Below are 25,552 nucleotides of genomic sequence, written 5' to 3'. Positions count from 1 at the left end.
CGCAATGACTTTCGACGTCATCGTGATCGGTCTGGGTGGGATGGGCAGCGCCGCGGCCTACCATCTGGCCGCGCGCGGGCAACGCGTCCTCGGGCTGGAGAAGTTCGGTCCCGCCCACGACCGGGGATCCAGCCACGGCGGATCGCGCATCATCCGGCAGTCCTACTTCGAGGACCCGGCCTACGTTCCGCTGCTGCTGCGCGCCTATGACCTGTGGGAGCAGCTGGCCCGCGACAGCGGGCGCGACGTGTACCGCCTCACCGGCGGGCTGTTCATCGGGCCGCCGGACTGCCTGACCGTCGCAGGCAGCCTGCGCGCCAGCCGGCAGTGGGACCTGCCCCACGAACTGCTCGACGAACACGAGATCCGCTCGCGCTTCCCGAATTTCACCCCCGATCCGGGCGACATCGCGCTCTACGAGGCCAAGGCCGGTTTCGCCCGCCCGGAGCTGACCGTGCAGGCTCACCTCGACCTGGCCGGCAACGCCGGGGCCACCCTGCGGTTCGGCGAGGAGGTGACGGAGTGGACCGCGACGCCGGACGGGGTGACGGTGCGCACCGCCGCCGGTGTGTACACCGCGGGTCAACTGGTGATCTGTCCCGGTGCCTGGGCCCCGCAACTGCTCGCCGAGTTCGGCATTCCGATCACCGTGGAACGGCAAGTGCTCTACTGGCTCGACCCCGTCGGCGGCACCGCCGCGTTCGAGGATCAGCCGATCTTCATCGACGAGGACAGCTCCGGTGTGCAGAGCTACGGTTTCCCGGCCATCGACGGACCGCGCGGCGGGGTGAAGGTCGCGTTCTTCCGCAAGGGTGTGGAGTGCACGCCCGAGACCATCGACCGCACCGTGGGTGAACGCGAGATCCGCGAGATGCGCACCCGCGCGGCCGAATTGATCCCCAAGTTGGACGGCCCTTGCCTGCATTCGGCGACCTGCATGTACTCCAACACCCCCGACCAGCACTTCGTGATCGCACGCCACCCCGACAGCGTGAACGTGACGGTGGCGTGCGGTTTCTCCGGGCACGGCTTCAAATTCGTGCCCGTGGTGGGGGAGATCCTCGCCGATCTGGCCATCTCCGGTGCGACGGCGCACCCGATCTCGCTGTTCGACCCCCGCAGATTGGTGACCGCATGACCGCAAAACTGGCGCCCGCCCTGCTGGCCACCCTCGGCGGCCGCTACTACACCAGCGCCGAGGTGTTCGCCGCCGAGCAGGAGCACATCTTCGAGGCCATGTGGTTCTGCGCCGCCCGGTCGGCCGACCTGGCGGACCCGGGCCGGTTCAAGAAAGTCCAGGTCGGCCGCGAGAGCGTGCTTCTGGTGCGCGGCCGCGACGGACTTCTGCGGGCGTTCCTGAACGTGTGCCGGCACCGCGGCGCGCAGTTGTGCGTCGAGGGTGAGGGCGAGGTGAAACGCACCCTGCGCTGTCCGTACCACTCGTGGACCTACGCGCTGGACGGCCGACTCGTCGCCGCGCCCAACATCGGCACGCTGACCGACGGCGAGGGCGCACCGATCGACCGGTATCGCTACGGTCTGGTGCCGGTGGCGCTGACCGAGTGGCTCGGCTACGCCTGGGTGTGCCTGGCCGACACCCCACCGCCGTTCGAGGACGTGATGGCCGAGACCGCCCGCACGCTCGGGGACCCCGACGCCGTGAACCGGTACGGCATCGGAGGCCTGGACGTCGGGCACCGCGTGGTCTACGACGTCGCCGCCAACTGGAAGCTGATCGTCGAGAACTTCATGGAGTGCTACCACTGCAGCACCATCCACCCCGAACTCGTCGGGGTGCTGCCCGAGTTCGCCCGCGGTGTCGCGGCACAATCCAACATCGGCCTCGGCGCGCAGTTCGGTTCCGGGGTGGCCGGGTTCACCGTCGGCGGCGGCGCCGGCTTCGAACGGTTGCCGGGCATCAGCGACGAGCAGGACCGGCGCTACTTCGCGATCACCGTCAAGCCCACGGTGTTCCTGAATCTGGTCCCCGACCACGTCATCTTCCACCGCATGTATCCGGTCGCGCCTGACCGCACCGTGGTCGAGTGCGACTGGCTCTACACCGGTGACGTGGTGGGCTCGGCGCGCGACGTGTCGAACTCCGTGGAGCTGTTCCACCGGGTCAACCTGCAGGACTTCGAGGCGTGTGAACGGACACAGCCGGCGATGTCCTCGCGTGCCTACCGCGACGGCGGGGTACTCGTTCCCGCCGAACACCACCTCGCGGAGTTCCATTCGTGGGTAGTGTCCCGGCTGGCGGCTGCGTTGTAGACACGACGAGAGGGCTCCGGTAGGCCATGGACGGCGAACCCGACCTGTACATCGGCGGCGTCTGGCGGCACGCGTCCGACGGCGGCACCCGCGACATCGTCAACCCGGCCCGCGGCAAGGTCGCCGCCGTCGTCGACGAAGCCACCCCCGAGGACGCCTGCGCCGCGGTCGAGGCCGCCAGGGCGGCGTTCGACGACAGTCTGTGGCCGAACACGCCGGTGACCGAACGCGCCGCGATGCTCGACCGGGTCGCCGACCTGCTGCAGCGCGACAAGGAGGAGCTGGCCGGGCTGGAGACCGTCGACACCGGCAAGACGCTGGCTGAGAGCCGGATCGACATCGACGACGTCACCTCGGTTTTCCGCTACTACGCCAAGCTGATCGGCGCCGAGTCCGACCGCGTCGTCGACGTCGGCGACCCCGCCGTGGTCAGTCGCGTGGTGCGCGAACCGATCGGGGTCTGCGTGCTGATCGCGCCGTGGAACTATCCGCTGCTGCAGATGTCGTGGAAGGTCGCGCCGGCACTGGCGGCCGGGTGCACGATGGTCGCCAAACCCAGCGAGGTCACGCCGCTGACCACGATCGCGTTCGTCCGGTTGCTGGTCGAGGCCGGGGTGCCGCCCGGGGTGGTGAATCTGGTGCAGGGCAGCGGCGCCACGCTCGGCGCCGCGCTGACCGACAACCCGGCCGTCGACTTCATCTCGTTCACCGGGGGTCTGGCCACCGGACGCACCATCGCGCGGACCGCGGCCGAGCACGTCACCAAGGTCGCGCTCGAGCTCGGCGGCAAGAACCCGCACATCGTGTTCGCCGACGTCACGGATGCCGACGGCGGCTGGGACGCGGCGGTCGACCACGTCCTGACCGGGGTCTTCCTGCACTCCGGGCAGGTGTGCTCGGCCGGCACCCGGCTGATCGTCGAGGAGTCCGTGGCCGACGACTTCGTCGCCGCACTCGCCGCGCGGGCGGGCAAGATCCGGATGGGGGACGGGCTGGACCCGGCCAGCGAGACCGGGCCGCTGGTCTCCGAGCAGCACCGCGCGAAGGTGGAAGGCTATGTGCAACTGGGCATCTCCGAAGGCGCCCGGCTGGTGTGCGGCGGCCGGCGGCCGGACGAACCCGCGCTGGCCGACGGATATTTCTTCCTGCCCACCATCTTCGACCGCTGTGACCGGTCGATGCGAATCGTGCAGGAAGAGACGTTCGGCCCGATACTGACGGTCGAGCGGTTCACCACCGAGGACGAGGCGATCGCTCTCGGCAACGACACGGAATACGGTCTCGCCGCCGGTGTCCGCACTTCGGATCCGGCGCGGGGCGAACGTGCGGTGCGGGCACTGCGGCACGGCACGGTGTGGCTCAACGACTTCGGCTACTACACCGCCGCGGCGGAATGGGGCGGATTCGGCAGGTCCGGCAACGGCCGCGAGTTGGGGCCCACCGGGCTCGCGGAATACCAGGAACTCAAACACATCTGGCACAACACCGCTCCCACTGCTGCGGGCTGGTTCAAAGGTTAGTCCGTCCGGGGAAGGGACAGGCTCTGAAATGGTGATCAAACAGCCCCATACCGACAGCGGCATGGAGGATTTCGGCTACAAGGAGTCACTGGACCGCAGCATCGGGAAGTTCGCCAGCTTCGCCGCGGGCGTCAGCTACATCTCGATTCTGACCGGCACGTTCCAGCTCTTCTACTTCGGTTACGGCACCGCCGGACCGGCCTACCTGTGGTCGTGGCCCATGGTGTTCGTCGGCCAGATGGCCGTCGCACTGTGCTTCATGGAACTGGCCGCCAAATACCCGGTGGCCGGCTCGGTCTACAACTGGAGCAAGAAACTGGCCAGCCGGCTGGTCGGCTGGACCTCGGGCTGGCTGATGTTGACGGCTTCGATCGTGACGATCTCGGCGGTCGCGCTGGCCTACCAACTGAACCTGCCCCGACTGTGGAGCGGCTTCCAAGTCATCGGCGACGGCTCCGGCACCTACGACTACGCCGCCAACGCTGTGCTGCTCGGCACGGTGCTGATCATGTTCACCACGCTGGTCAACGCGCTCGGGGTGCGGCTGATGTCGCGGATCAACTCCAGCGGCGTGTTCATCGAGTTGATCGCCGCGGTGCTCATCGTGTTCCTGCTGGCGATCAATGTGCAGAACAGCCCGCAGATCTTCTTCTCCACCAACGGCTACGGCGCCGGGGAGAGCATGGGCTTTCTCGGTGCGTTCCTGATCGCGTCGCTGGCGTCGGGTTATGTGATGTACGGATTCGACACCGCGAGCTCACTGGGCGAGGAGACGGTGGAACCGCGCCGCACCGCCCCCAAGGCGATCGCGCGGGCCATTCTGGCCTCGTTCGTGATCGGCGGCGGCATCCTGGTGTTCGCGGTGATGGCCGCGCCGAACCTGCAGGACCCGCAGCTCGGCGAGAGCAGCGGCGGTTTGCAGTACATCGTCGAGCAGGTGATGTGGGGCCCGCTGGGGAAGATCTTCCTGGCATGCATCGTGATCGCGGTGACGGTGTGCTGCCTGGCGGTGCACACCGCCGCGATCCGGTTGACGTTCGCGATGGCCCGCGACAACGCGCTGCCGTTCGGCGAGAAGCTGGCCACGGTGAACCCGAGAACCCAGACCCCGATCGTCCCCGCGGTGACCATCGGGATCATCGCGGTGATCATCCTGGTCGTCAACATCGCCAATCCGCAGATCTTCACGGTGCTGACCTCGATCGCGATCATCATGATCTACCTGGCCTACCTGATGGTCACCGGGCCGCTGCTGAAGAAGAGGCTGCAGGGTCAGTGGCCGCCGGCGGATCTCAAGGAGGGCGGTTACTTCACCATGGGACGCTGGGGGCTGCCGGTCAACATCGTGGCCGTGGTGTGGGGTATCGGCATGGCACTGAACCTGGCCTGGCCGCGCGCCGCCGTCTACGGCGAACCCTGGTACAACACCTGGGGCGCGTTCGTCTACATCGGCATCATCGTCGGCGCCGGCCTGCTCTGGTATTTCGTCAAGGGCCGCAAACACATCGGCACGCTGAAGTCCCACGCCGCCGAGACCCTGGCGGGTGCCGATGGCTGAGGACGCGACCTTCGATTACGTGATCGCCGGCGGCGGCACCGCCGGATGCGTGCTCGCGGCACGGCTTTCCGAGGACCCCGACGTGACGGTGTGCCTGGTCGAGGCGGGCCCGTCCGACGTCGGCGACGACGCGATCCTGGTGCTGTCGGACTGGATGCACCTGCTGGACTCCGGCTACGACTGGGACTACCCGATCGAACCGCAGGAGCGCGGGAACTCGTTCATGCGTCATGCCAGGGCCAAGGTGCTCGGCGGTTGCTCGTCGCACAACTCGTGCATCGCGTTCCTTCCGCCCGCCGAGGCGCTCGACGAGTGGGTGACGATGGGCGCCACCGGGTGGGGCGCCGAGGACGTGCTGCCGCTGGTCCGGCGGCTCGCCGAGACCGTGGTGCTGCGCGACGTGCCGCCCCACGATCCCTGCGGCACAGCGGTTCTCGACGCGGCGACGCAGATCGGCATACCGACGGTGAAGTTCAACCGCGGCGAGACGGTGCGCAACGGCGCGGGCTGGTTCCAGATCAACGCGACCGAGGACGGCACCCGGCTCTCGACCAGCCACGCGTTCCTGCACCCGATCCTCGGCACCCGCAGGAACCTGGAGGTCCGCACCGACTCGTGGGTGTCGGAGATCCTGTTCGACGAGCAGTCACGCGCCACCGGGGTGCGCTATCAGCGGCCCGACCTCACCGGCTACGACACGGTGTCCGCGCGGCGCGAGGTGATCGCCACCGCCGGCGCGATCGACACCCCGAAGTTGTTGATGCTCTCCGGAATCGGTCCCACCGCCCACCTGCGCGAGATCGGCGTCGACGTCCGGGTGGACTCACCGGGGGTCGGCGCGAACCTCGACGACCACGTCGAGGGGCTGGTGTTCTGGGAGGCCGCCCAACCCATGGTGCGCACGTCGACCCAGTGGTGGGAGATCGGCCTGTTCACCACCGTCGACGAGGGTCTGCGCCAGCCGGACCTGATGATGCACTACGGCAGTGTCCCGTTCGACATGAACACGCTGCGCCACGGATACCCGACCACCGACAACGGATTCTGCCTGACCCCCAACGTGACGCAGGGGCGGTCCCGGGGCACGGTGCGGTTGCGCTCCCGGGATTTCCGCGACCGGGCCAGGGTGGACCCGCGCTACTTCACCGACCCCGACGGCTACGACGAACGCATCATGCTCGCCGGGGTCAGGCTGGCCCGCCGCATCGCCGAACAGGCGCCGTTGACGCCCTGGGTGGGCCGGGAACTGGCCCCCGGCGCCGGTGCGACCACCGACGACGAGCTGCTCGACTACATCCACCGCTGTCACAACACCGTCTACCACCCGGCCGCGACCGCGCGGATGGGTGCGGTGTCGGACCCGATGGCGGTGCTCGATCCGCAACTGCGGGTCAAAGGGGTCACCGGGCTGCGTGTGGTGGACGCCTCGGCCATGCCGAAGTTGCCGTCGGTCAACCCGAACATCACCGTGATGACGATGGCTGAGAAGTGTGCCGACCTCATCAGAGCCACCTGAGAAGGCCGGCCTCGCCGCGTTCCTGGCCGGGCACACCCCGTTCCAGGGATCGACGCAAGACGAACTCGACGCGCTGGCCGGCGGGGCGTCGCTGACGCGGTTCCCGGCCGGCGTGGTGGTCGCCGACTACGCGACCGGGGTGCCCGACGAGGTGTGGATGGTGCGCGACGGCGCCGTCGCGTTGCGGACCAGCGGTGACGGCGCGCTCATCGACAACGTGACCCCGGGCGGGATATTCGGCTACATGCCACTACTGGCAGGCGCAGGAATGGATTTCGAGGCCAGAACCACCGCGCCCAGCACGCTGGTGCGACTGCCCGAGCCGCTGGTGCGCGCGCAGTTCGCCAAGCCCTCGGGCCTGGCGTTCCTGGCCTCTTCCGGCTGGAACCACGTCGCCGAACGGTCGATGCTGATGCCCGCCGCGGACAGCACGCCGGTCGGCGAGCTGGTGCGCGGCGAGGTGCTGGTGGTCGAGCCCGGCGACGCGGTGCGCGACGTCGTCGTGAAGATGACCGAGCACCACGCGTCGTACGCGCTGATCCGGCTCCCTGACGGGAGGCTCGGCATCTTCACCGATCGCGACCTGCGCGCCCGCGTCGTCGCGGCGGGCGTCCCGGTCGACGTCGCGATCGAACGGGTGATGAGCGCGCCGGCCCGCACGGTCACCGCCGATCTGACCGCCGACAGCGTGCTGATGGAGATGCTGGAGTGCGGGCTGCGGCACATGCCGGTGCTGACGCCGCGCGGGGAGGTCGTCGGCGTACTCGAAGACGCCGATCTGCTGGCCGCGACCGCCCGGCAGAGCTTCATGCTGCGCCGGGCCATCGCCCAGGCGGGCACCGCCGACGAACTGCAGGTCGCAGGCAGGCGCGTCACCGGCACCGCCGTCGACCTGTTCCGCAGCGGCACGAAGGCGGCCGCCACCAGCGCCATCCTGTCGGTCGTCGTCGACAGTCTGGTCCGACGCGCCCTGGAACTCGTTGTCGCCCAACCGCAGAACCGGAACCTCGACGGGTTCGCCTGGCTGACCCTGGGCAGCGTGGCGCGGCGTGAGGCGATGCCGTCCTCGGACGTCGACAGCGCGCTGTCCTGGCGCGACGAACTGGGCGGGCAGGCGCCGCGGCTGCGGGCGCTCGCCGCTGAGGTCCACGAGGTGCTGGACGCGTCGGGTCTGCCGTCGGACCGCAACGGTGCAGTCGCGTCCAAGAGGACGTTCTCGCGGTCGCAGTCGGACTGGCTGCACACCGCGCAGGGCTGGCTGAGCGACCCGCTGCGCGATCGCGGGCTGATCCTGTCGTCGCTGCTGATCGACGCCCGCGTGGTGTGGGGGGACCCGAGCCTGCACACCGTGCCCGCCGCCTTTCAGCGGATCCGCGAACAGCACCCGAACGCGTTGCGGCTGCAGCTGCTCGACGCGCTGTCGGGCAAGATGCGCACCCGGTCGCTGCGTGACGTGTTGTCGCGCCGCGGCGGCACCTTCGACCTGAAGAACCATGCGGTGACCCCGGTGGTGAACCTGGCCCGGTGGGCCGGGCTGACCGCGGGCGTCACCTCGGCGAGCACCCCGACGCGGTTGCAGGCCGGCGCCGAGGCGGGGGCGCTCAGCGAGCGGGACGCGCAGACCCTGTGCGACGTGTTCGCGATGCTGCAACGGCTGCGGATGACCCATCAGGTCGATCAGGTCGCCGCCGGCCACGCGCCGGGGGACATCATCACGATGTCGGAGCTGTCCCCGCTGAACCGCAGCCTGCTCGGCGACGGGCTGCGGGAGATCGCCGCGGTCCGGCGCCGGGTCGGCAATCTCGGGCTCACCGGCGTATAGGCTCACTGCGCAATGGCCATGGACGACCGAACGCCGGCTGCCGTGCAGTCGGTGGACCGCGCGCTGACGGTGCTGGAGATCGTCGCCGGCCTCGGCGCGGCCGGAGTCACCGAGATCGCCGCAGAGCTGGGCGTGCACAAGTCCACGGCGTCGCGGCTGATCGCGGCGCTGGAGGCCCGCGGCTACGTCGAACAGGTCTCCGAACGCGGCAAGTACCGCCTCGGCTTCGCGATCCCGCGACTGGCGCACGTCGCCGGCGGCCAGATCGACCTGGTCAAGCTCGGCCAGGAGGCGTGCGACGCGCTCAGCGTCGAGGTGGGGGAGACCGCCAATCTCGCGGTGCTCGACCAGGACCGCATCGTCAACATCGTGGAGACGATCGGCCCCGCCGAGATCACGTTGCGGACCTGGGTGGGGCAGACCTGCCCGGCCTACGCGACATCGAGCGGCAAGGTGCTGCTGGCCGGTCTCGATCCCGCCGAACTGCGGGCCCGGGTGCGGCCGCCGCTGGATGCGTTCACCGAGTCCACCGTGACCGGGATGGTCGAACTGCAGGACCAGTTGGCGGTGGTGCGCGACCGCGGCTGGGCGAGTGTCTGCGAGGAACTCGAGGTCGGGCTGAACGCGGTCGCCGCACCCGTGTTCGACGTCCACGCGCAAGTCGTTGCCGCGCTGAGTGTTTCGGGTCCGTCGTATCGTCTCGCGGTGGACCGTTTCGACGAGGTCGCCAAGCAGACCGTCGCGGCCGCCGACCGCATCAGCCGCCGGCTGGGCTGGACGGCCCGGGACTGACGCCCACCGCGGCGCGGTCCACGGTGCGGCGATCCCCGGTGATCACCGCCAGGATCGTCCGCCACGCGTCCGAAGGCCGGTTCAGCATGCCGCTGTGGGCATCCCAGCCCGCCACCGCACCCCCGTCGTCGTAAACGCCTGTGCGCAAACGGATCACCCCGCTCATCTCATCCGGGTCGGCGCCGTGGCGGCCACCGGGGATGCCCTGGACCAGCTCGATGAAGTCGCCGGGCGCGGTCATCGAGTAGCGCTGGACGGCGGGATTGCGGTTGCGCCAGTCGCCGGGGTCGTCGACGCCGACCCCGGCGCCCGCGGCGGCCAGGAACAGGGTGCGGTCCGACGTCAGCCCGAGTGTCTCGGCGGTGCCGACGATCGACCCGCCGTACGAATGGCCCATCACGGTCACCAGTACGCCGTCGGGCACCTGCCGGTCCACGTCCTCGCTGAAGGCCACCAGCCGGGGCGCCATCTCGAGTGCGTAGCGCGGGTCGGCGGCGTCGAAGACCACGTCGGCGGGGTTGTGCACCTGCGGGAACGGCCCGCCCAGGTACGTGATCACCGCGACGTCCCCGCCCGTCGCCGCGACGAAACGCTGCGCGGTGGCCGTGTTGGCCGCCGAACCCTCGATCGTGGTGTTCACCCCGGGCACCAGCACCGCGAGGCTGCGCGCGGCGGCGAGATCACCGTTGAGCTCGACCAGCGACGCCCGGCCGGGGTCGAACGCCACGATCGTGCGGGTGATGCGGCCGCGGCCGGCCGGATCGTCGATCTCGCCGAGCAGGCCGCGGTAGAACGCGATGCGGTCCCGCGACGGGCCGTCCGAACCGGTCTCGGCGAGGATCGCGGCCGCGATGTTGAGCCGGTTGGCCGCGGCGCGCATGTCCCAGGGAATCCCGTCGGTGTTGCCGACCTGCTCCGGAAAGTCGGCCAGCAGCCGCTGGCGCTGCTCCGGGGTCATCGCCGCGACCTGGGCGGCGATCCGGTCCTGGCTCATGCTCGGCCAGGCGTCGACGACATCGGCGGCGCGCACGGGCCACGCCCCGGCGGGCACCGTCGCGGCGGGCCGCTCAAGCACCGGTGCGGCGGGCCGCTCAAGCACCGGTGCGGCGGGCCGCTCAAGCACCGGCGCAGCGAACACCGCCAGCGCCGCGGCGATGTCGTCGGCGGCGTCGGCGTCGGCCGCACCCAGCCTGCGCAACGCCTCACCGATCCGTGCGCTCATCTCCCGGGCCCGGACTTCGAGCATGTCGACGGCCACCGCCTCCTGACCGCCCGCGAGCAGCACCAGCAGCGAGGACGGGGCGGAGGCGACGGTGACCGAACCGTCGTCGGCGACGTCGAGGCCGTCGCGGCGCGCCCGCTCGACCTCGTCGAGCAGGTGGGCGCGGGCCGCGGTGATCTGCTCGGCGCCGTCCCGCGCGGCCACCGACGCCGTCACCAGACGCCGGGCCACCTCGGCGGCGACGGCGGAGATCTGCTGTGCGCGTTCGCGGGCGGCGTCGGCGGCCGCACCCGTCCAGTGGTCCCGGCTGCGTTCGGCTTCAGCCGCGGCATCGTCGACCAAAGCGGTGAGTGTGCGCGCGGCGTCGTCACAGCCGGCGCTCAACCCCAGCAGCGCCTCGGGCCGCCACCGCTGCGCCGTCGAGACGGTCGGGGCGGTCACCGCGGCGTGAACCGCCCGCCGTTGACGGCGTCGGTGTCGGCGAACGCCGCGGCGGCGCTGCGGGCGGCCGCGGCCCAGTCGGCCAGGTCGGCGACGACGCCCTGCAGTTGCGGCGCGAGCAGCGCGTCGATCCCCAACCCCGACACCACCGCGGCGGGCAGCGCGCCCGGTTCCAGCACGGGCCGCGACATGTCGGCGACCGCGGACGCCGTGCCGTCGAAGCGTCCCGCCAGCGCGTGCAGGCGGTCGGTGTCGACGTGAGCGATTTCCCCCATGGCTCATGCTGACAGACCCCGAGGCCGGTCCGGCCGGGTTATCCACAGGGCTCGTCGAGTGTCCGGCCGCCCTGTGAGCCTCGCAACAAGTAGTCTCGATGAGGTGCAGCGACGAATCATGGGCATCGAGACCGAATTCGGCGTGACCTGCACGTTCCACGGCCATCGCCGGTTGAGTCCCGACGAGGTCGCCCGCTATCTGTTCCGCCGGGTGGTGTCGTGGGGCCGCAGCAGCAATGTCTTCCTCCGAAACGGTGCCCGCCTGTATCTCGACGTCGGCAGCCATCCCGAGTATGCGACCGCCGAATGTGACAGCCTCACGCAGCTGGTCACCCACGACCGCGCCGGTGAACGGGTGCTGGAGGACCTGCTCGTCGACGCCGAACAGCGGCTGACCGACGAGGGTATCGGCGGCGACATCTACCTGTTCAAGAACAACACCGACTCGGCGGGCAACTCCTACGGCTGCCACGAGAACTACCTGATCGTCCGCGCCGGCGAGTTCTCCCGCATCTCCGACGTGCTGCTGCCGTTCCTGGTCACCCGCCAGCTGATCTGCGGGGCGGGCAAGGTGCTGCAGACCCCGAAGGCGGCGACGTTCTGCCTGTCCCAACGGGCGGAGCACATCTGGGAGGGCGTCTCCTCGGCGACGACCCGGTCGCGTCCGATCATCAACACCCGCGACGAACCTCACGCCGACGCCGAGAAGTACCGCCGGCTGCACGTGATCGTCGGTGACTCGAACATGGCCGAGTCCTCCACGATGCTCAAGGTGGGCTCGGCGTCGCTGGTGCTGGAGATGATCGAGGCCGGGGTGGCGTTCCGGGACTTCTCCCTGGACAACCCGATCCGGGCGATCCGCGAGGTCAGCCACGATCTGACCGGCCGGCGGCCGGTGCGGCTGGCCGGCGGTAGGCAGGCCAGCGCGCTGGACATCCAGCGCGAGTACTACGCCCGCGCGGTGGAGTACCTGCAGACCCGCGAACCCAACACCGAGATCGACCAGGTGGTCGACCTGTGGGGTCGCCAGCTCGACGCCGTGGAGAGCCAGGACTTCGCCAAGGTCGACACCGAGATCGACTGGGTGATCAAGCGCAAGCTGTTCCAGCGCTACCAGGACCGCTACAACATGGAGCTGTCCGACCCGAAGATCAGCCAGCTCGACCTGGCCTACCACGACATCAAGCGGGGCCGCGGCGTGTTCGACCTGCTGCAGCGCAAGGGCCTGGCCGCCCGGATCACCACCGACGAGGAGATCGACGCCGCGGTCAACACCCCGCCGCAGACGACCAGGGCCAAACTGCGCGGCGAGTTCATCAGCGCCGCCCAGGAAGCCGGCCGGGACTTCACCGTCGACTGGGTGCACCTCAAGCTCAACGATCAGGCGCAGCGCACCGTGCTGTGCAAGGACCCGTTCCGGTCCGTCGACGAGAGGGTCAAGCGGCTCATCGCTTCCATGTGAATTGGGGCCTCCATGTGATCCCGGGGCGTCGATGTGACCGGACCCGACCGCGCCGCCGCGTGCTCGTGGCGGGGAACTCGCCGAACGCGCCTTAAGCTCTAACCCGTGGGGATCTCGAAAGTCGAACGCCTGATGAATCTGGTCATCGCGTTGCTGTCCACGCGGTCCTTCATCACCGCGGACCGGATCCGTGAGACGGTGTTCGGGTACTCCGAGGGCGCCAGCGACGAAGCCTTCTCGCGGATGTTCGAGCGCGACAAGAACGAACTGCGCGACCTCGGCATCCCGCTGGAGACCGGGCGGGTGTCGCCGAGCGACCCCACGGAGGGATACCGGATCAACCGGGAGGCCTACGCGCTGCCCGCGGTGGAGCTGACTCCCGACGAGGCGGCCGCGGTGGCGGTGGCGACTCAGCTGTGGGAGTCGCCGGAGCTGATCACCGCGACCCAGAGTGCGCTGCTGAAGCTGCGCGCCGCGGGCATCGACATCGAGCCCACCGACGACGACGTCACGATCACCTCGACCGCGGCGCTGCCCGGGCTGCGGGGATCGGAGGAGGTGCTCGGAATCCTGTTGTCCGCGATCAACTCCGGCCGTGCCGTGCAGTTCCGGCACCGGCCCTCGCGCAGTGAGCCGTACGTGACGCGCACGGTCGAACCCTGGGGTGTGGTCACCGACCGGGGCCGGTGGTACCTGGTCGGCCACGACCGCGACCGCGACGCCGTGCGGACGTTCCGGCTGTCCCGCATCGGCACCGACGTCACCCCCATCGGCCCGCCGGGTGCGGTCAGCCGACCGGCCGGGACGGATCTGCGCGAGATCGTGAACCGGGTGGTGGGCGAGTGGCCCGCCGCCGGGCAGGCCCGGGTGTGGGTCGCCGACGGCCGCGCCACCGCGCTGCGCCGGCGGGGCACCGTGGTCGGTCCGATGACGGTCGGTGGCCGGGCCGACGAGATCACCGTGGACATCGACATGTTCGACAAGCTGGCCCGCGAGGTCGCCAGCTACGGGGCCGACGCGCTCGCGCTGGAACCGCAGTCCCTGCGCGACGACGTGATCGCCCGGCTGCAGGCCCAGCTGGCGCCGGCCGGGGACGCGCGAGGGGCGCAGACGCGGTGACGGCGGTCAGCGAGCGTCTCGTGCGGCTGCTCAACATGGTGCCGTATTTCCAGGCCAACCCCAGGATCACCTACACCGAGGCCGCCACCGAGCTCGGCGTCAGCGTCAAGCAGCTGCGCGAGGACCTCAACCAGCTGTGGATGTGCGGGCTGCCTGGCTACGGCCCCGGCGACCTCATCGACTTCGAGTTCTCCGGCGACACCATCGAGGTGACGTTCTCGGCCGGCATCGACCATCCGCTGCGACTGACCTCGCCGGAGGCCACCGGCGTGCTGGTGGCGCTGCGCGCCCTGGTCGACGTCCCCGGGATGGTCGACCCGGAGGCCGCGCGCAGCGCGATCGCGAAGATCGAATCCGCCGCGGGCACGGTCGGCCACGGCGTGGAGGGTGCCGCGGTCGAGGAACCCGCACCGGTGGAGAGCGAGGCGGTCGCGGCCGTGCGCACCGCGCTGCGCGACGACCGGGCGCTGGCGATCGAGTACTACGCCGCCTCCCACGACACGCTGTCGAGCCGGGTGGTGGACCCGATCCGGGTGGTGCTGGTCGCCGACCACAGCTACCTGGAGGCGTGGTGCCGGTCCGCCGAGGCGGTGCGGCTGTTCCGCTTCGACCGGATCGTCGACGCCCGGGTGCTCGACGAGCCGTCGGCGCCGCCGCCGCCCGCGGTGCAGGCCGCGCCGGACACCTCGCTGTTCGATCCCGACACCGCCGACCCGTCGCTGCCGACCGCGACGCTGCTCATCGACCGGTCGGCGGGCTGGATGTTCGACTACTACCCGCTGCGGGTGCTACGCGAATTCGCCGACGGCTCGTGCGAGGCGGCGATGACCTACGCCTCGGAGGCGTGGATGGCGCGGTTCGTGCTCGGGTTCGGCTCGGCGGTGCGGGTGCTGGACCCCCCGGAGCTGGCCGAGCGGGTGCGGCAGTCCGCGGCCGCCGCGCTGGAGGCCTATCGGGTCGGTCGGGTCGGCGTGGAACCGGTGGACGGGTAAACTCGGCGCAGACGTCTGGAGGTAACCAAATTGGGTGGTCTACAACCCTGGCACTGGGTCATCGTCATCGCCGTGTTCGTGCTGCTCTTCGGTGCCAAGAAGCTCCCGGACGCAGCGCGCTCGCTGGGCAAGTCGATGCGCATCTTCAAGTCCGAGATCAAGGAGATGCAGGCGGAATCGCACCCGCCGAAGTCCGATCGGCCGGAGACTCCGACGCAGATCGCTTCGGAGCGCGTGCCCGAATCCGAGCCGTCGACGGACAAGCGCTCCGCCTGATCGGTCGACTCGTGACACGCGGCTCCGGCCGCGTGCGTGACTTCGCGCCGGTGCGCAGCATCTAGGCATCCACCCGTGCAGATTCCCGGACTCTTCAAGAAGCTCGATCCGCGACAGCGGCGTGCCCGGGTCAACCCCGACGGCACCATGTCGCTGGTCGACCACCTCACCGAGCTACGCAGCAGGCTGCTGATCTCCGTGCTCGCCGTGCTGCTGACGACGATCGTCGGTTTCCTCTGGTACAGCCACGGAGTGTTCGGCCTGCCCAGCCTCGGCGACTGGCTGCGCGGCCCTTACTGTGCGCTGCCGGACTCGGCGCGCGCGTCGATCACGCCCGACGGCGAGTGCCGGCTGCTGGCGACCGCGCCGTTCGACCAGTTCATGCTGCGCCTGAAGGTCGCCATGACCGCGGGCATCGTGATGGCCTGCCCGGTGTGGCTCTATCAGGTGTGGGCGTTCATCACCCCCGGCCTCTACGCCAAGGAGCGCCGTTTCGCGGTCGCGTTCGTCACCGTCGGGGCGGTGCTGTTCGTCTCCGGCGCGATCCTGGCCTACGTCGTGCTGTCCAAGGCGTTGAGCTTCCTGTTGACCGTCGGCAGCGACGTGCAGGTGACCGCGCTCTCGGGTGACCAGTACTTCGGCTTCCTGATCAACCTGCTGCTGGTGTTCGGGATCAGCTTCGAGTTCCCGCTGCTGATCATCATGCTCAACCAGGTCGGCATCCTGACCTACGAGCGGCTCAAGGCGTGGCGCCGCGGCCTCATCATGGGCGTGTTCGTGTTCTGCGCGTTCGTCACCCCGGGTTCGGATCCGTTCTCGATGCTGGCGCTGGCGCTGGCGATGACGGCGCTGATGGAGATGGCCATCCAGGTCGCGCGGGTCAGTGACCGGCGCAAGGCACGGCGGGCGGGCCTGGACGGCGTCGACGACGACGAGGCCGCCCCGATCGGCCCGGTGGAGCCGGTCGAGGCACCGACGGCAGTGCCTGCCCCGTCCCGTCTCGTGGTCGATGACGACGCCACCTGAGCCGGGCCCGCCGCCCGACAGCCTGGCGGCGTTCACCGCGCTGCTGCCCTTCGAACTGGACGGATTCCAGCGCCGCGCCTGCGACGCGCTGGCCCAGGGCCACGGGGTGCTGGTCTGCGCCCCCACCGGGGCGGGCAAGACCGTGGTCGGTGAGTTCGCGGTGCACCTGGCGCTGGCCGCGGGACGCAAGTGCTTCTACACCACCCCGATCAAGGCGCTGAGCAACCAGAAACACAACGACCTGGTCCGCAGGTACGGGCCCGAGCGCATCGGCCTGCTCACCGGAGACCAGAACATCAACGGCGACGCCGACGTGGTGGTGATGACCACGGAGGTGCTGCGCAACATGCTGTATGCGGATTCACCCGCACTGCACGGCCTTTCGTACGTGGTGATGGACGAGGTGCACTTCCTCGCCGACCGGATGCGCGGCGCGGTGTGGGAGGAGGTGATCCTGCACCTGCCCGAGGACGTCCGCCTGGTCAGCCTGTCGGCGACGGTGAGCAACGCCGAGGAGTTCGGCGGCTGGATCAAGGCGGTGCGCGGTGACACCACCGTGGTCGTCGACGAACACCGCCCGGTGCCCCTGTGGCAGCACGTCATGGTCGGCAAGCGGCTGATGGACCTGTTCGACTACCGAGCCTCCGCCGCGTCCGGGCGGGATCTGCTCGTCGACCCGGAACTGTTGCGCCACATCGCGCATCGGCGGGAGGCCGAACGGCTCGCCGACTGGCAGCCGCGCGGCCGGGGACGGCCGGCCCCCGAGCCTGTACCGGGCGCCGAGCCGGGTGGACGTGGTCGGCGTCCTGCAGAGCGCCGACCTGCTGCCCGCGATCACGTTCATCTTCTCCCGGGCCGGCTGCGACGCCGCGGTCAAACAGTGCCTGCGGTCGCCGCTGCGGCTGACCACCCAGGAGGAGCGGGTGCGCATCGCCGAGATCGTGGACCGGCGCACCGCCGACCTCAACGACTCCGACCTGATCGTGCTCGACTTCCACGAGTGGCGCGAAGGGTTGTTGCGCGGCATCGCGGCCCACCACGCCGGGATGCTGCCGACGTTCCGCCACACCGTCGAGGAGTTGTTCACCGCAGGGCTGGTCAAAGCCGTGTTCGCGACCGAGACACTGGCATTGGGCATCAACATGCCTGCCCGCACCGTGGTGCTGGAGAAGCTGGTCAAGTACAACGGCGAGCAGCACATGCCGCTGACCCCGGGGGAGTACACGCAGCTGACCGGCCGGGCGGGCCGGCGCGGCATCGACATCGAGGGCCACGCGGTGGTGCTGTGGAATCCGGACGTCGACCCGGCCGAGGTGGCCGGGCTGGCGTCGACGCGGACGTTCCCGCTGCGCAGCTCGTTCGCCCCGACCTACAACATGACGATCAACCTGGTGCACCAGATGGGACCCGCCCAGGCCCACCAGCTGCTGGAGCGGTCCTTCGCCCAGTACCAGGCCGACCGCTCGGTGGTGGGCCTGGTCCGCGGCGTCGAACGGGGGGAGCGGATGCTCGCCGAACTCGCCGCCGAGATGGGCGGCCGGGATGCGGCGATCCTCGATTACGTCCGGTTGCGCGCGCAGATCTCCGAGCGGGAGCGGGCGCAGTCGCGGGCGTCTCGGCTGCAGCGGCGCCAGGCCACCAGCGACGCGTTGACCGCGTTGCGCCGCGGCGACATCATCTCGATCACCCGGGGCCGCCACGGCGGACTGGCCGTGGTGCTCGAACCCGCACGCGACGACGAGGATCCGCGCCCGCTGGTGCTGTCCGAGCATCGCTGGGCGGGCCGGATCTCGTCGGCCGACTACGCGGGCGGGACGGGCCCGGTCGGCAGGATGTCGCTGCCCAAACACGTCGAGCACCGCAATCCGCGGGCCCGTCGCGACCTGGCCTCGGCGCTGCGCTCGGCGGCCGCCGGTCTGGACGTCCCGTCGGCGCGCGCCCGCCGCAGCGGCGGCCCGCAGGACGAGCCGGACGTGGACCCCGAATTGGGCGCGTTGCGGAACCGGTTGCGTGCGCACCGGGCTCACGGCCTGCCCGACCGGGAGGACAGGGCCCGCGTCGCCGAGCGCTACCTGCGGATCGAACGCGACAACGAGCAGCTGCGCAAGAAGATCGCCGCCGCGACGAACTCGCTGGCCCTGACGTTCGACCGGATCGTCGCGCTGCTCACCGAACGCGGCTACATCGCCGAACGGGCCGCAGGCAGCGCCGAGGACGGGGCCGACGCGCCTGTGGTCACCGACGACGGCAAGCTGCTGGCCCGCATCTACAGCGAATGTGACCTGCTGGTCGCCGAATGCCTGCGCACCGGAGTGTGGGAAGGCCTCGACCCCGCGGAGTTGACCGCCGCGCTGTCGGTGGTGCTCTACGAATCGCGCCGCGACGGCCCCGGCAACCGGGCCGGCGAGGGTTCGGACATCCCCACGGGCAAGCTGCGCCGCGCGCTGAACCAGACCCAGCGACTGTGGTCGCAGCTGCGCGCCGACGAGCAACGACACCGCATCGCGCCGAGCCGGGAACCCGACGACGGCTTCGCTGCCGCGGTGCACCGGTGGGCCTGCACAGGCGATCTCGCGTCCGCGCTGGCGGCCTCGGACACCACGGGCACCGGCGTGTCGATGTCGGCGGGCGATTTCGTCCGCTGGTGCCGCCAGGTGCTCGATCTCCTCGACCAGGTTCGTGGCGCGGCGCCGTCAGCTACGTTGCGGGCAACCGCGAAACGCGCCATCGCAGACGTTCGGCGCGGCGTCGTAGCAGTTGATGCCGGGTAGTGTGTGGTGCCAGCAGGGCACCCGGTACACCAGCCCCGATGAGCAAGGAGAGAAATGAGCGGACCGCAGGGATCCGACCCGTCGCAGCCGTGGCCGGGTCAGCAGCCTGAGCAGGGCACGGATCAGCCGGCGGGCGAATCGGCGGCCAACCAGAGCTGGCAGCCGCCGACTCCGGGCGCCGGGCAGCAACCCGATCAGCAGTCGTGGCAGCCGCCGGCGTACACGCCGCAGCAGTACCCGCAGTACCAGCAGCCCGGCCAGCCGCCGGCGTACCCACCGCAGCAGTACCCGGGCGACCAGTACGGGCAGCAGCCCACCGAGTACAACCCGGCCGGCTACCCGCCGCCCGGCCAGTACAGCCAGCCCGGCGGCTACGGCCAGCCCTACGGTCAGCCCGGGCCCTACGGTCAGCCGGGTCAGTACGGTCAGCAGCCGGGTCAGCCCGGTCAGTACGGCCAGTACCCCGGCTACCCGGCCCCCGGTGGTGAGGACGGCTCGAAGCGTTCACTCGCGGTCGTCGGCGGAGTCGTCGGTGTGCTCGCCGCGGTCGTCATCGCCGCGGTGCTGGTGCTCGGCTTCTGGCAGCCCGGCTTCTTCGTGACGACCAAGCTCGACGTCAACGCGGCACAGAGCGGTGTGCAGCAGATCCTCACCGACGAGAGCAACGGCTACGGCGCCAAGAACGTCAACGACGTCAAGTGCAACAACGGTGTCAGCCCGACGGTCAAGAAGGGCGACACGTTCAACTGCGAGGTCAGCATCGACGGCACCAAGCGACAGGTCACCGTCACCTTCCAGGACGACAACGGCACCTACGAGGTCGGCCGCCCGAAGTAGGCGCCGCTCAAGCTTGTCAGAGCTTGTCCAACGCGGCCTGCAGGCGTCCGATCGACGACGACACGCCGTAGCGCTCGGCCAATTCCGCCACTTTGCGGGGGTCGCGGGCGGCCAGCGGCAGGTCGTCGCCGTCGGTGGTGAACGACACCTCGGCGTCGGTGGCCACCCGCACCACAGGCGCCGCCCGCTCGATGTAGTCGGCGGCGGCCACCAGCTTGGTGCGGTGCGCCTTCGGCAGTGTCGACGCCGGATCCTGGGCCGCGGCCACGATCCGCGCCAGCGATCCGTGCTGCGCGAGCAGCGTGGCGGCGGTCTTCTCCCCGATGCCCGGGACGCCGGGCAGCCCGTCGGACGGGTCGCCGCGCAACAGCGCCAACTCCGCGTACGCAGGCCCGGCACGGTCCACCGGCACGTGGTAGGTCTCGGCCACCTCGCGGGGCCCGTACTTGATCGCCTTGGACAGCCCGCGGCCCAGGTAGAGCACCCGGACCGGGACCGGCTCGTCGCGCACCAGCTGCAGCAGATCGCGGTCGCCGCTGACCACCACCACCGGGTCGCGCTGCTCGCGTTCGGCCAGCGTGCCCAGCACGTCGTCGGCCTCGTGGTGCGCCGCGCCCGCGGTCGCGATGCCGAACGCGTCGAGCATCTCCATGATCATGTCGACCTGCGGGGTCAGCTCGTCGGGCACCTCCTCGACGTCGACGTCGGCCGGGTTCTCCTCTGCCGGCAGCACCACCCGGTGGGCCTTGTACGACGGGATGAGGTCGACGCGCCATTGCGGCCGCCAGTCGTCGTCGCGGCACACCACCAGCCGGCGGGGCCGCTCCCGGGTGATCACGGTGGAGACCGCGTCGAGGAACCCGCGCAGCGCGTTGACCGGCCTGCCGTCGGGCGCGGTGATCGACGACGGGACCCCGAAGTAGGAGCGGAACCACATGCTCGCACCGTCGAGCAGAACCAGCGGAGCCTCATTGGACGTGCGGACCATGCGGGCCATCCTGCCAGGTCACCGAGAGCCGCCGCCGGCTCGGGCACTAGCCTGAACGGCATGAGCGAAGCCCGGTCCGGCGCCCGTTTCGACACCGACGTGTACGCCCGACGACTGCGCGCGGCGGCGGCCGCCGCGGCCGACGCCGGCCTGGCGGGTCTGGTGATCACCCCCGGTTACGACCTGCGGTACCTGGTGGGTTCGCGGGCACAGACCTTCGAGCGGCTCACCGCGCTGGTGCTGCCCGCGGACGGGGACCCCACGATCGTGGTGCCGCGGCTGGAGCTCGCCGCGCTGAAGGACTCGGCCGTGCCCGAACTCGGTGTCACCGTGCGGGATTGGGTCGACGGTGACGATCCCTACCGGCTCGTCGCCGACGCCTTCCCGGGCGCAGGCCCGCTCGCGGTCGCGGTCACCGATTCGATGCCTGCGCTGCACCTGCTGCCGCTGGCCGAGGTGCTGGGCACCGTGCCGGTGCTGGCCACCGACGTGCTGCGCACGCTGCGGATGGTCAAGGATCCTGCCGAGATCGACGCGTTGCGCAAGGCCGGCGCGGCGATCGACCGTGTGCACGCACGGGTGCCGGAGTTCCTGGTGCCCGGCCGCACCGAAGCCGACGTGGCCGCAGACATCGCCGAAGCGATTGTCGCCGAGGGTCATTCGGAGGTCGCGTTCATCATCGTCGGGTCGGGCCCGCACGGGGCCGACCCGCACCACGAATGTTCGGACCGCGTGCTGCGCGTCGGCGACGTGGTCGTCGTCGACATCGGCGGCCCCTACGACCCCGGCTACAACTCCGACTGCACGCGGACCTACAGCATCGGCGAGCCCGACCCGGAGGTGGCACGCCGGTATGCGGTGCTGCAGCGGGCCCAGCGCGCCGCGGTCGAGGTCGTCCGGCCCGGGGTCACCGCCGAACAGGTCGACGCCGCGGCGCGGGACGTGCTGGCCGCCGAAGGGCTGGCTGACGCGTTCGTGCACCGGACCGGGCACGGCATCGGACTGTCGGTGCACGAGGAGCCCTACATTGTGGCCGGGAACGCGCTGCCGCTGCAGGAGGGGATGGCCTTCTCCGTCGAGCCGGGCGTCTACTTCCCGGGACAGTGGGGCGCGCGCATCGAGGACATCGTGATCGTCACCGGCGACGGCGCGGAGTCGGTGAACCACCGGCCGCACGACCTGGTCGTGGTGCCGGTGTCCTGACCGGTCAGTCCTCGCCGCGGTCGAGCAGCGCGGTGGACCCGAGCACCCGGTCGACGCGCACCTCGATCACCACGCGCTTCGGGTTGGGCCGCGGGGTGCGGTAGCGCTGCGCGTAGCGCCGTTCGGCGTCGCGCACGGATTCGCTGTCGGTCTTGACCGTCGCCTTGCCCTCCAGGGACAGCCAGCGGGCCCCGTCGACCTGGCTGAGCACCGCGACGCCGCGATGCTCGGCGTTGACGGCCTTCTGCGAACCACCCGAGGTGATGACGCGGGCGATGTGGGTGGCCGGGTCGAAGGTGAATCCGACGGCGACCACGTGGGGTGACCCGTCGGCCCGCAGTGTGGTCAGCATCGCGAGGTGGCGCTCGGAGAGGAACGCGAGCGCGTCGTCGGTCAGTCGGGTCGTCGCCTTGGCCATTGGGTCCACGCTAGCGCAGGCCATAATCAGCGCCGTGGAGGACACGAGCGGCGCAGGCCGCGGATCGGGACCGGTGGTGATCTTCGGCGGTCGCAGCGAGATCGGCGTCGAGTTGGCGCGACGGCTGGCGCCGGGCGCGACGGTGGTGCTCGCGGCGCGGCGGCCCGGCGAACTGGACGGGGAGATCGCCGCGCTCGAGCAGGCCGGCGCGGCCGCGGTGCACACCGTCGCCTTCGACGCCGACGACCTGGCCTCGCACCGCGCCCTGGTCGACGGCATCGTCGCCGAGCACGGCCCGATCGGCACCGCGGTGCTGGCCTTCGGGATTCTCGGTGACCAGGCGCGGGCCGAGGAGGACCCCGCGCATGCGGCCGCGATCGCGCACACCGACTACGTGGCCCAGGTCAGCCTGCTGACCGAGTTGGCGGCGCGGATGCGCCGGACGGGATCGGGGACGCTGGTGGTGTTCTCGTCGGTGGCCGGGGTGCGGGTGCGCCGCGCGAACTACGTCTACGGCTCGGCCAAGGCAGGCCTGGACGGGTTCTGCAGCGGGCTGACCGACGCGCTGCACGGCACCGGGGTGCGGCTGCTGCTGGTGCGGCCCGGGTTCGTGATCGGCAGGATGACGCAGGGCATGACGCCCGCACCGCTGTCGAGCACCCCCGCGCAGGTGGCCGACGCGACGGCGCGCGCGCTGCGCAAGGGGCGCGCCACGGTGTGGGTCCCGGCGCCGCTGGTGGCGCTGGCGGTGGTGTTCCGGATGCTGCCCCGCCCGCTCTGGCGTAGGCTTCCGCGGTGATCGTGGTGGTGGGAATCGGCGCCGACGGCATGGCCGGGCTGCCGCCGGCGTCCAGGTCGGAATTGTCCAGGGCCACAGTGGTATACGGCTCGCGCCGGCAACTGGATTTGCTGGACGAGACGGTGACGGCCACCCGCCGAACCTGGCCGAGCCCGCTGATGCCCGCGCTGACCACGCTGCTGGAGGACGACGGCACCGACGTGCACGTGGTGGCCAGCGGCGATCCGCTGCTGCACGGCATCGGCAGTACGTTGATCCGGCTGCACGGCCCGGACAAGGTCGCGGTGCTGCCCCATGTGTCCTCGGTGACGCTGGCCTGTTCGCGGGTGGGCTGGCCGGTCCAGGACACCGAGATCATCAGCCTGGTCTGGCATGAGCCGCACACCGCGGTGCGCCGCGGGGGACAGGCGGTGGTGCTGTCCCGCAACGGCGGGACCCCGGCGCAGCTCGCCCGGTTGCTGACCGACACCGGACGCGGGGACTCCGAGCTCACGATCCTCGAACAGCTCGGCGGGCCAAGGGAACTGCGTCGCACCTCCACCGCCCGGGAATGGGCGCTGCGCCCGCCGGGCGACGTGGACGACCTCAACGTGATGGCGGTGCGCTACCTTCCCGACGAGCGCCTGCTGGGCACCTTGCCCGACGACGCGTTCGCCCACGACGGGCAGATCACCAAGCAGACGATGCGGGCGGTCACGCTGGCGGCCCTTGCGCCCCGGCCGGGGGAGCTGCTGTGGGACGTCGGCGCGGGGTCGGGCAGCGTTGCGATCGAATGGTGCCGCAGCGGATCGGGTTGCCGCGCCGTCGCTTTCGAACGCGATGCGACCCGCCGCGCCAGGATCACCGAGAACGCCGTCGCCCACGGCGTGCCGGTCCAGATCGTCGGCGGGGCACCGGATTCGTTCGACGTCTCCGCACCGCCTGCGGCGATCTTCGTCGGCGGCGGGGTCAGTCAGCCCGGCCTGCTCGACGCCTGCTGGGCGAAACTCCCCGTCGGCGGCCGACTGGTCGCCAACGCGGTCACCGTGGAATCCGAAGCGACGCTGGCGCACTGGTATTCACGAGCCGGCGGCCGGCTGCACCGCTTCCAGCACTACCGCGGCGACGCCGTCGGCTCGTTCACCGGGTGGCGGCCGGCGATGCCGGTCACGCAGTGGTCGGTGACGAAGCCTGATACGACCTGACCAGGTCGATCGACTCCAGCTCGCGGATCGCCCGGCAGCCGCGGTGCAGCATGGTCAGCATCATCTCGTCGCCGCGTTCGGTGGAGGACGCGAACGCGGTGCCCAGCACGACGAGCAACGGGGCCTGCAGGACCCCGAGCCGGTAATCGTGCCAGCAAGTCTCGATGTCGTAGCCGGTGACACCGTGGCGCAGCAGTGCGGCGTGGTAGCGCTCGACCAGCCCGCGCTCGACCTCGGCGCGGGCGTCGGGCTGCAGGCTGGTCGCGGTGAAGTAGGCCAGGTCCCGGCTGGGCAGGCCCAGACCGATCGTCTGCCAGTCGACGACGGTGACCCGGGTGCGGTCGGGGTCGTAGAGCAGGTTGTCGAGCCGGTAGTCGCCGTGCATCAGTGAGAACCGGTCCGGCACCGCCATCAGCCACTCGGTGACCAGGCCCATCGAGGTGAGCAGGGTATCGCGGTCCTGCTCGCTGATCGACGCGCCGAGCTTGTCCAGCGTGATGTCGGCGGCCATCACCGCGATGTCGCCCATGCCCTTGGCGGCGGCCTCGTCACCGGGTTTGGGCATCACGATCGACGGGAGGTCGAAGAACTGCCGGGCGTTCCAGCTGGGCCCGTGCAGCCCGGCCAGAGCCTCGACCGCCAGCTCCGCCTCCGCGGGGCTGCACCCGGCGATCTGGTCGCCCTGCTCGGCCGGCGCCATGTCGGCCAGCACGAGAACGAAATCCTTGCCGTCCGAGGAGATCTCGCTGTGAAAACAGCCGGGCACCGGAATCGCCACCTGGCCGGTGAGCGCGGAGTAGAACTCCACCTCGGACACGTAGCCCAGCGCGACGCGCTCGCGGACCTCGTCGTCCTGGGCGGGCAGCTTCACCGCGAACGTGGCCGGCGGCTGCGGTGACCGCGTCGCCGCCGGGTAGCTCGCGGTGACACGGTAGGTGGCGCCGGTCTGGCCGGTGCCGATCGCGACCACGTCGACCGCGCCGACCTCGGTGCCGAGCACCGATCCCAGCCACTCGGGCGTGATGTCCTTCGGGCTACGGGGAATCGTCAAACCAACCGC

General features: G+C 70.6%; 21 protein-coding genes and 1 pseudogene. 17 read left to right on the top strand and 5 right to left on the bottom strand.

From position 1 onward, the window contains the following. Positions 1-4 precede the first annotated feature (4 nt). The 7 genes from solA to C6A87_RS16355 are packed head-to-tail and all read left to right on the top strand — an operon-like array spanning position 5 to position 9,479. Positions 5-1,138, top strand: coding sequence for an N-methyl-L-tryptophan oxidase (solA, locus tag C6A87_RS16385; protein WP_311113255.1), 1,134 nt, complete (start codon positions 5-7; stop codon positions 1,136-1,138). Then, the gene (locus tag C6A87_RS16380; protein WP_311113254.1) at positions 1,135-2,271 is read left to right on the top strand and encodes an aromatic ring-hydroxylating dioxygenase subunit alpha; all 1,137 of its coding nucleotides are present in this window, start codon (positions 1,135-1,137) and stop codon (positions 2,269-2,271) included. The genes solA and C6A87_RS16380 overlap by 4 nt, the downstream gene beginning before the upstream one ends. A 26-nt stretch (positions 2,272-2,297) precedes the next feature. Then, a complete protein-coding gene (locus C6A87_RS16375) occupies positions 2,298-3,791 on the top strand; it encodes an aldehyde dehydrogenase family protein (RefSeq protein WP_311113253.1) in 1,494 nt (497 codons plus the stop codon). Positions 3,792-3,819: 28 nt separating this feature from the next. Next, complete coding sequence (locus C6A87_RS16370) at positions 3,820-5,349, top strand: amino acid permease (protein ID WP_311113252.1); 1,530 nt, start codon at positions 3,820-3,822, stop codon at positions 5,347-5,349. Beyond that, positions 5,342-6,865 (top strand): GMC family oxidoreductase N-terminal domain-containing protein, encoded by a 1,524-nt coding sequence (locus C6A87_RS16365; RefSeq protein ID WP_311113251.1) that lies wholly within the window; start codon positions 5,342-5,344, stop codon positions 6,863-6,865. The genes C6A87_RS16370 and C6A87_RS16365 overlap by 8 nt, the downstream gene beginning before the upstream one ends. Continuing rightward, positions 6,840-8,687, top strand: a complete 1,848-nt coding sequence (locus C6A87_RS16360) for a putative nucleotidyltransferase substrate binding domain-containing protein (RefSeq protein WP_311113250.1) — start codon at positions 6,840-6,842, stop codon at positions 8,685-8,687. The genes C6A87_RS16365 and C6A87_RS16360 overlap by 26 nt, the downstream gene beginning before the upstream one ends. A 12-nt stretch (positions 8,688-8,699) precedes the next feature. After that, positions 8,700-9,479 (top strand): IclR family transcriptional regulator, encoded by a 780-nt coding sequence (locus C6A87_RS16355; RefSeq protein ID WP_311113249.1) that lies wholly within the window; start codon positions 8,700-8,702, stop codon positions 9,477-9,479. Here C6A87_RS16355 and C6A87_RS16350 read toward each other — a convergent pair. Together C6A87_RS16350 and C6A87_RS16345 are read right to left on the bottom strand one after the other, a co-directional pair. Then, a complete protein-coding gene (locus C6A87_RS16350) occupies positions 9,445-11,142 on the bottom strand; it encodes an alpha/beta hydrolase (protein WP_311113248.1) in 1,698 nt (565 codons plus the stop codon). The two genes, C6A87_RS16355 and C6A87_RS16350, sit on opposite strands and share 35 nt — an antisense overlap. Then, on the bottom strand, positions 11,139-11,417 hold the full coding sequence (locus C6A87_RS16345) for a hypothetical protein (RefSeq protein WP_311113247.1): 279 nt from the start codon (positions 11,415-11,417) through the stop codon (positions 11,139-11,141). The genes C6A87_RS16350 and C6A87_RS16345 overlap by 4 nt, the downstream gene beginning before the upstream one ends. A gap of 103 nt (positions 11,418-11,520) precedes the next feature. Here C6A87_RS16345 and pafA point away from each other — a divergent pair, with 103 nt between their 5' ends. The 7 genes and pseudogenes from pafA (at position 11,521) to C6A87_RS16310 (ending at position 19,900) form a co-directional block, all read left to right on the top strand. Beyond that, positions 11,521-12,879 (top strand): Pup--protein ligase, encoded by a 1,359-nt coding sequence (gene pafA / locus C6A87_RS16340; RefSeq protein ID WP_311113246.1) that lies wholly within the window; start codon positions 11,521-11,523, stop codon positions 12,877-12,879. A 105-nt stretch (positions 12,880-12,984) separates the two neighbouring features. Further along, positions 12,985-13,998, top strand: coding sequence for a YafY family protein (locus C6A87_RS16335; RefSeq protein ID WP_311113245.1), 1,014 nt, complete (start codon positions 12,985-12,987; stop codon positions 13,996-13,998). Further along, a complete protein-coding gene (locus tag C6A87_RS16330; protein ID WP_311113244.1) occupies positions 13,995-14,990 on the top strand; it encodes a YafY family protein in 996 nt (331 codons plus the stop codon). Before C6A87_RS16335 ends, C6A87_RS16330 begins: the two co-directional genes overlap by 4 nt. 30 nt (positions 14,991-15,020) lie before the next feature. Then, positions 15,021-15,266: a Sec-independent protein translocase subunit TatA gene (gene tatA / locus C6A87_RS16325; protein ID WP_311113243.1), complete on the top strand. Its 246-nt coding sequence runs from the start codon at positions 15,021-15,023 to the stop codon at positions 15,264-15,266. Between the two features lie 75 nt (positions 15,267-15,341). Further along, positions 15,342-16,292: a twin-arginine translocase subunit TatC gene (gene tatC / locus C6A87_RS16320; RefSeq protein ID WP_311113242.1), complete on the top strand. Its 951-nt coding sequence runs from the start codon at positions 15,342-15,344 to the stop codon at positions 16,290-16,292. Continuing rightward, positions 16,276-19,063: pseudogene (locus C6A87_RS16315) on the top strand (DEAD/DEAH box helicase). The gene tatC and the pseudogene C6A87_RS16315 overlap by 17 nt, the downstream one beginning before the upstream one ends. 54 nt (positions 19,064-19,117) lie before the next feature. After that, complete coding sequence (locus C6A87_RS16310) at positions 19,118-19,900, top strand: DUF4333 domain-containing protein (protein ID WP_311113241.1); 783 nt, start codon at positions 19,118-19,120, stop codon at positions 19,898-19,900. Between the two features lie 16 nt (positions 19,901-19,916). On the opposite strand, the gene C6A87_RS16305 is transcribed toward C6A87_RS16310, so the two are convergent. Further along, the gene (locus tag C6A87_RS16305; protein ID WP_311113240.1) at positions 19,917-20,897 is read right to left on the bottom strand and encodes a 5'-3' exonuclease; all 981 of its coding nucleotides are present in this window, start codon (positions 20,895-20,897) and stop codon (positions 19,917-19,919) included. Between the two features lie 51 nt (positions 20,898-20,948). Here C6A87_RS16305 and C6A87_RS16300 point away from each other — a divergent pair, with 51 nt between their 5' ends. Continuing rightward, complete coding sequence (locus C6A87_RS16300) at positions 20,949-22,091, top strand: Xaa-Pro peptidase family protein (RefSeq protein ID WP_311113239.1); 1,143 nt, start codon at positions 20,949-20,951, stop codon at positions 22,089-22,091. Between the two features lie 4 nt (positions 22,092-22,095). Here C6A87_RS16300 and C6A87_RS16295 read toward each other — a convergent pair whose 3' ends face one another. Further along, positions 22,096-22,509: a F420-dependent biliverdin reductase gene (locus C6A87_RS16295; protein WP_311113238.1), complete on the bottom strand. Its 414-nt coding sequence runs from the start codon at positions 22,507-22,509 to the stop codon at positions 22,096-22,098. A gap of 34 nt (positions 22,510-22,543) precedes the next feature. On the opposite strand from C6A87_RS16295, the gene C6A87_RS16290 reads away from it, so the two are divergent. Together C6A87_RS16290 and cbiE are read left to right on the top strand one after the other, a co-directional pair. Beyond that, a complete protein-coding gene (locus C6A87_RS16290; RefSeq protein WP_311113237.1) occupies positions 22,544-23,308 on the top strand; it encodes an SDR family NAD(P)-dependent oxidoreductase in 765 nt (254 codons plus the stop codon). Then, positions 23,305-24,492, top strand: a complete 1,188-nt coding sequence (gene cbiE / locus C6A87_RS16285) for a precorrin-6y C5,15-methyltransferase (decarboxylating) subunit CbiE (protein ID WP_311113236.1) — start codon at positions 23,305-23,307, stop codon at positions 24,490-24,492. The genes C6A87_RS16290 and cbiE overlap by 4 nt, the downstream gene beginning before the upstream one ends. Here the strand turns inward: cbiE and C6A87_RS16280 are convergent. Further along, the gene (locus C6A87_RS16280; RefSeq protein ID WP_311113235.1) at positions 24,455-25,543 is read right to left on the bottom strand and encodes an aminoglycoside phosphotransferase family protein; all 1,089 of its coding nucleotides are present in this window, start codon (positions 25,541-25,543) and stop codon (positions 24,455-24,457) included. The genes cbiE and C6A87_RS16280 overlap by 38 nt on opposite strands. Between the last annotated feature and the right edge of the window lie 9 nt (positions 25,544-25,552).

This window comes from Mycobacterium sp. ITM-2016-00317 (genome assembly GCF_002968295.1).
Classification (GTDB): domain Bacteria; phylum Actinomycetota; class Actinomycetes; order Mycobacteriales; family Mycobacteriaceae; genus Mycobacterium.
Note: the sequence above shows the minus strand (reverse complement) of the source record. Positions and strands in the feature narration are given on the sequence as shown.

Excerpts from the sequence above, each read along its gene's own strand:
- solA (WP_311113255.1), top strand. The coding sequence starts at position 5 with ATGACTTTCGACGTCATCGTGATCGGTCTGGGTGGGATGGGCAGCGCC.
- C6A87_RS16380 (WP_311113254.1), top strand. The coding sequence starts at position 1,135 with ATGACCGCAAAACTGGCGCCCGCCCTGCTGGCCACCCTCGGCGGCCGC.
- C6A87_RS16375 (WP_311113253.1), top strand. The coding sequence starts at position 2,298 with ATGGACGGCGAACCCGACCTGTACATCGGCGGCGTCTGGCGGCACGCG.
- C6A87_RS16370 (WP_311113252.1), top strand. The coding sequence starts at position 3,820 with ATGGTGATCAAACAGCCCCATACCGACAGCGGCATGGAGGATTTCGGC.
- C6A87_RS16365 (WP_311113251.1), top strand. The coding sequence starts at position 5,342 with ATGGCTGAGGACGCGACCTTCGATTACGTGATCGCCGGCGGCGGCACC.
- C6A87_RS16355 (WP_311113249.1), top strand. The coding sequence starts at position 8,700 with ATGGCCATGGACGACCGAACGCCGGCTGCCGTGCAGTCGGTGGACCGC.
- C6A87_RS16345 (WP_311113247.1), bottom strand. The coding sequence starts at position 11,417 with ATGGGGGAAATCGCTCACGTCGACACCGACCGCCTGCACGCGCTGGCG.
- C6A87_RS16310 (WP_311113241.1), top strand. The coding sequence starts at position 19,118 with ATGAGCGGACCGCAGGGATCCGACCCGTCGCAGCCGTGGCCGGGTCAG.
- C6A87_RS16305 (WP_311113240.1), bottom strand. The coding sequence starts at position 20,897 with ATGGCCCGCATGGTCCGCACGTCCAATGAGGCTCCGCTGGTTCTGCTC.
- C6A87_RS16300 (WP_311113239.1), top strand. The coding sequence starts at position 20,949 with ATGAGCGAAGCCCGGTCCGGCGCCCGTTTCGACACCGACGTGTACGCC.
- C6A87_RS16295 (WP_311113238.1), bottom strand. The coding sequence starts at position 22,509 with ATGGCCAAGGCGACGACCCGACTGACCGACGACGCGCTCGCGTTCCTC.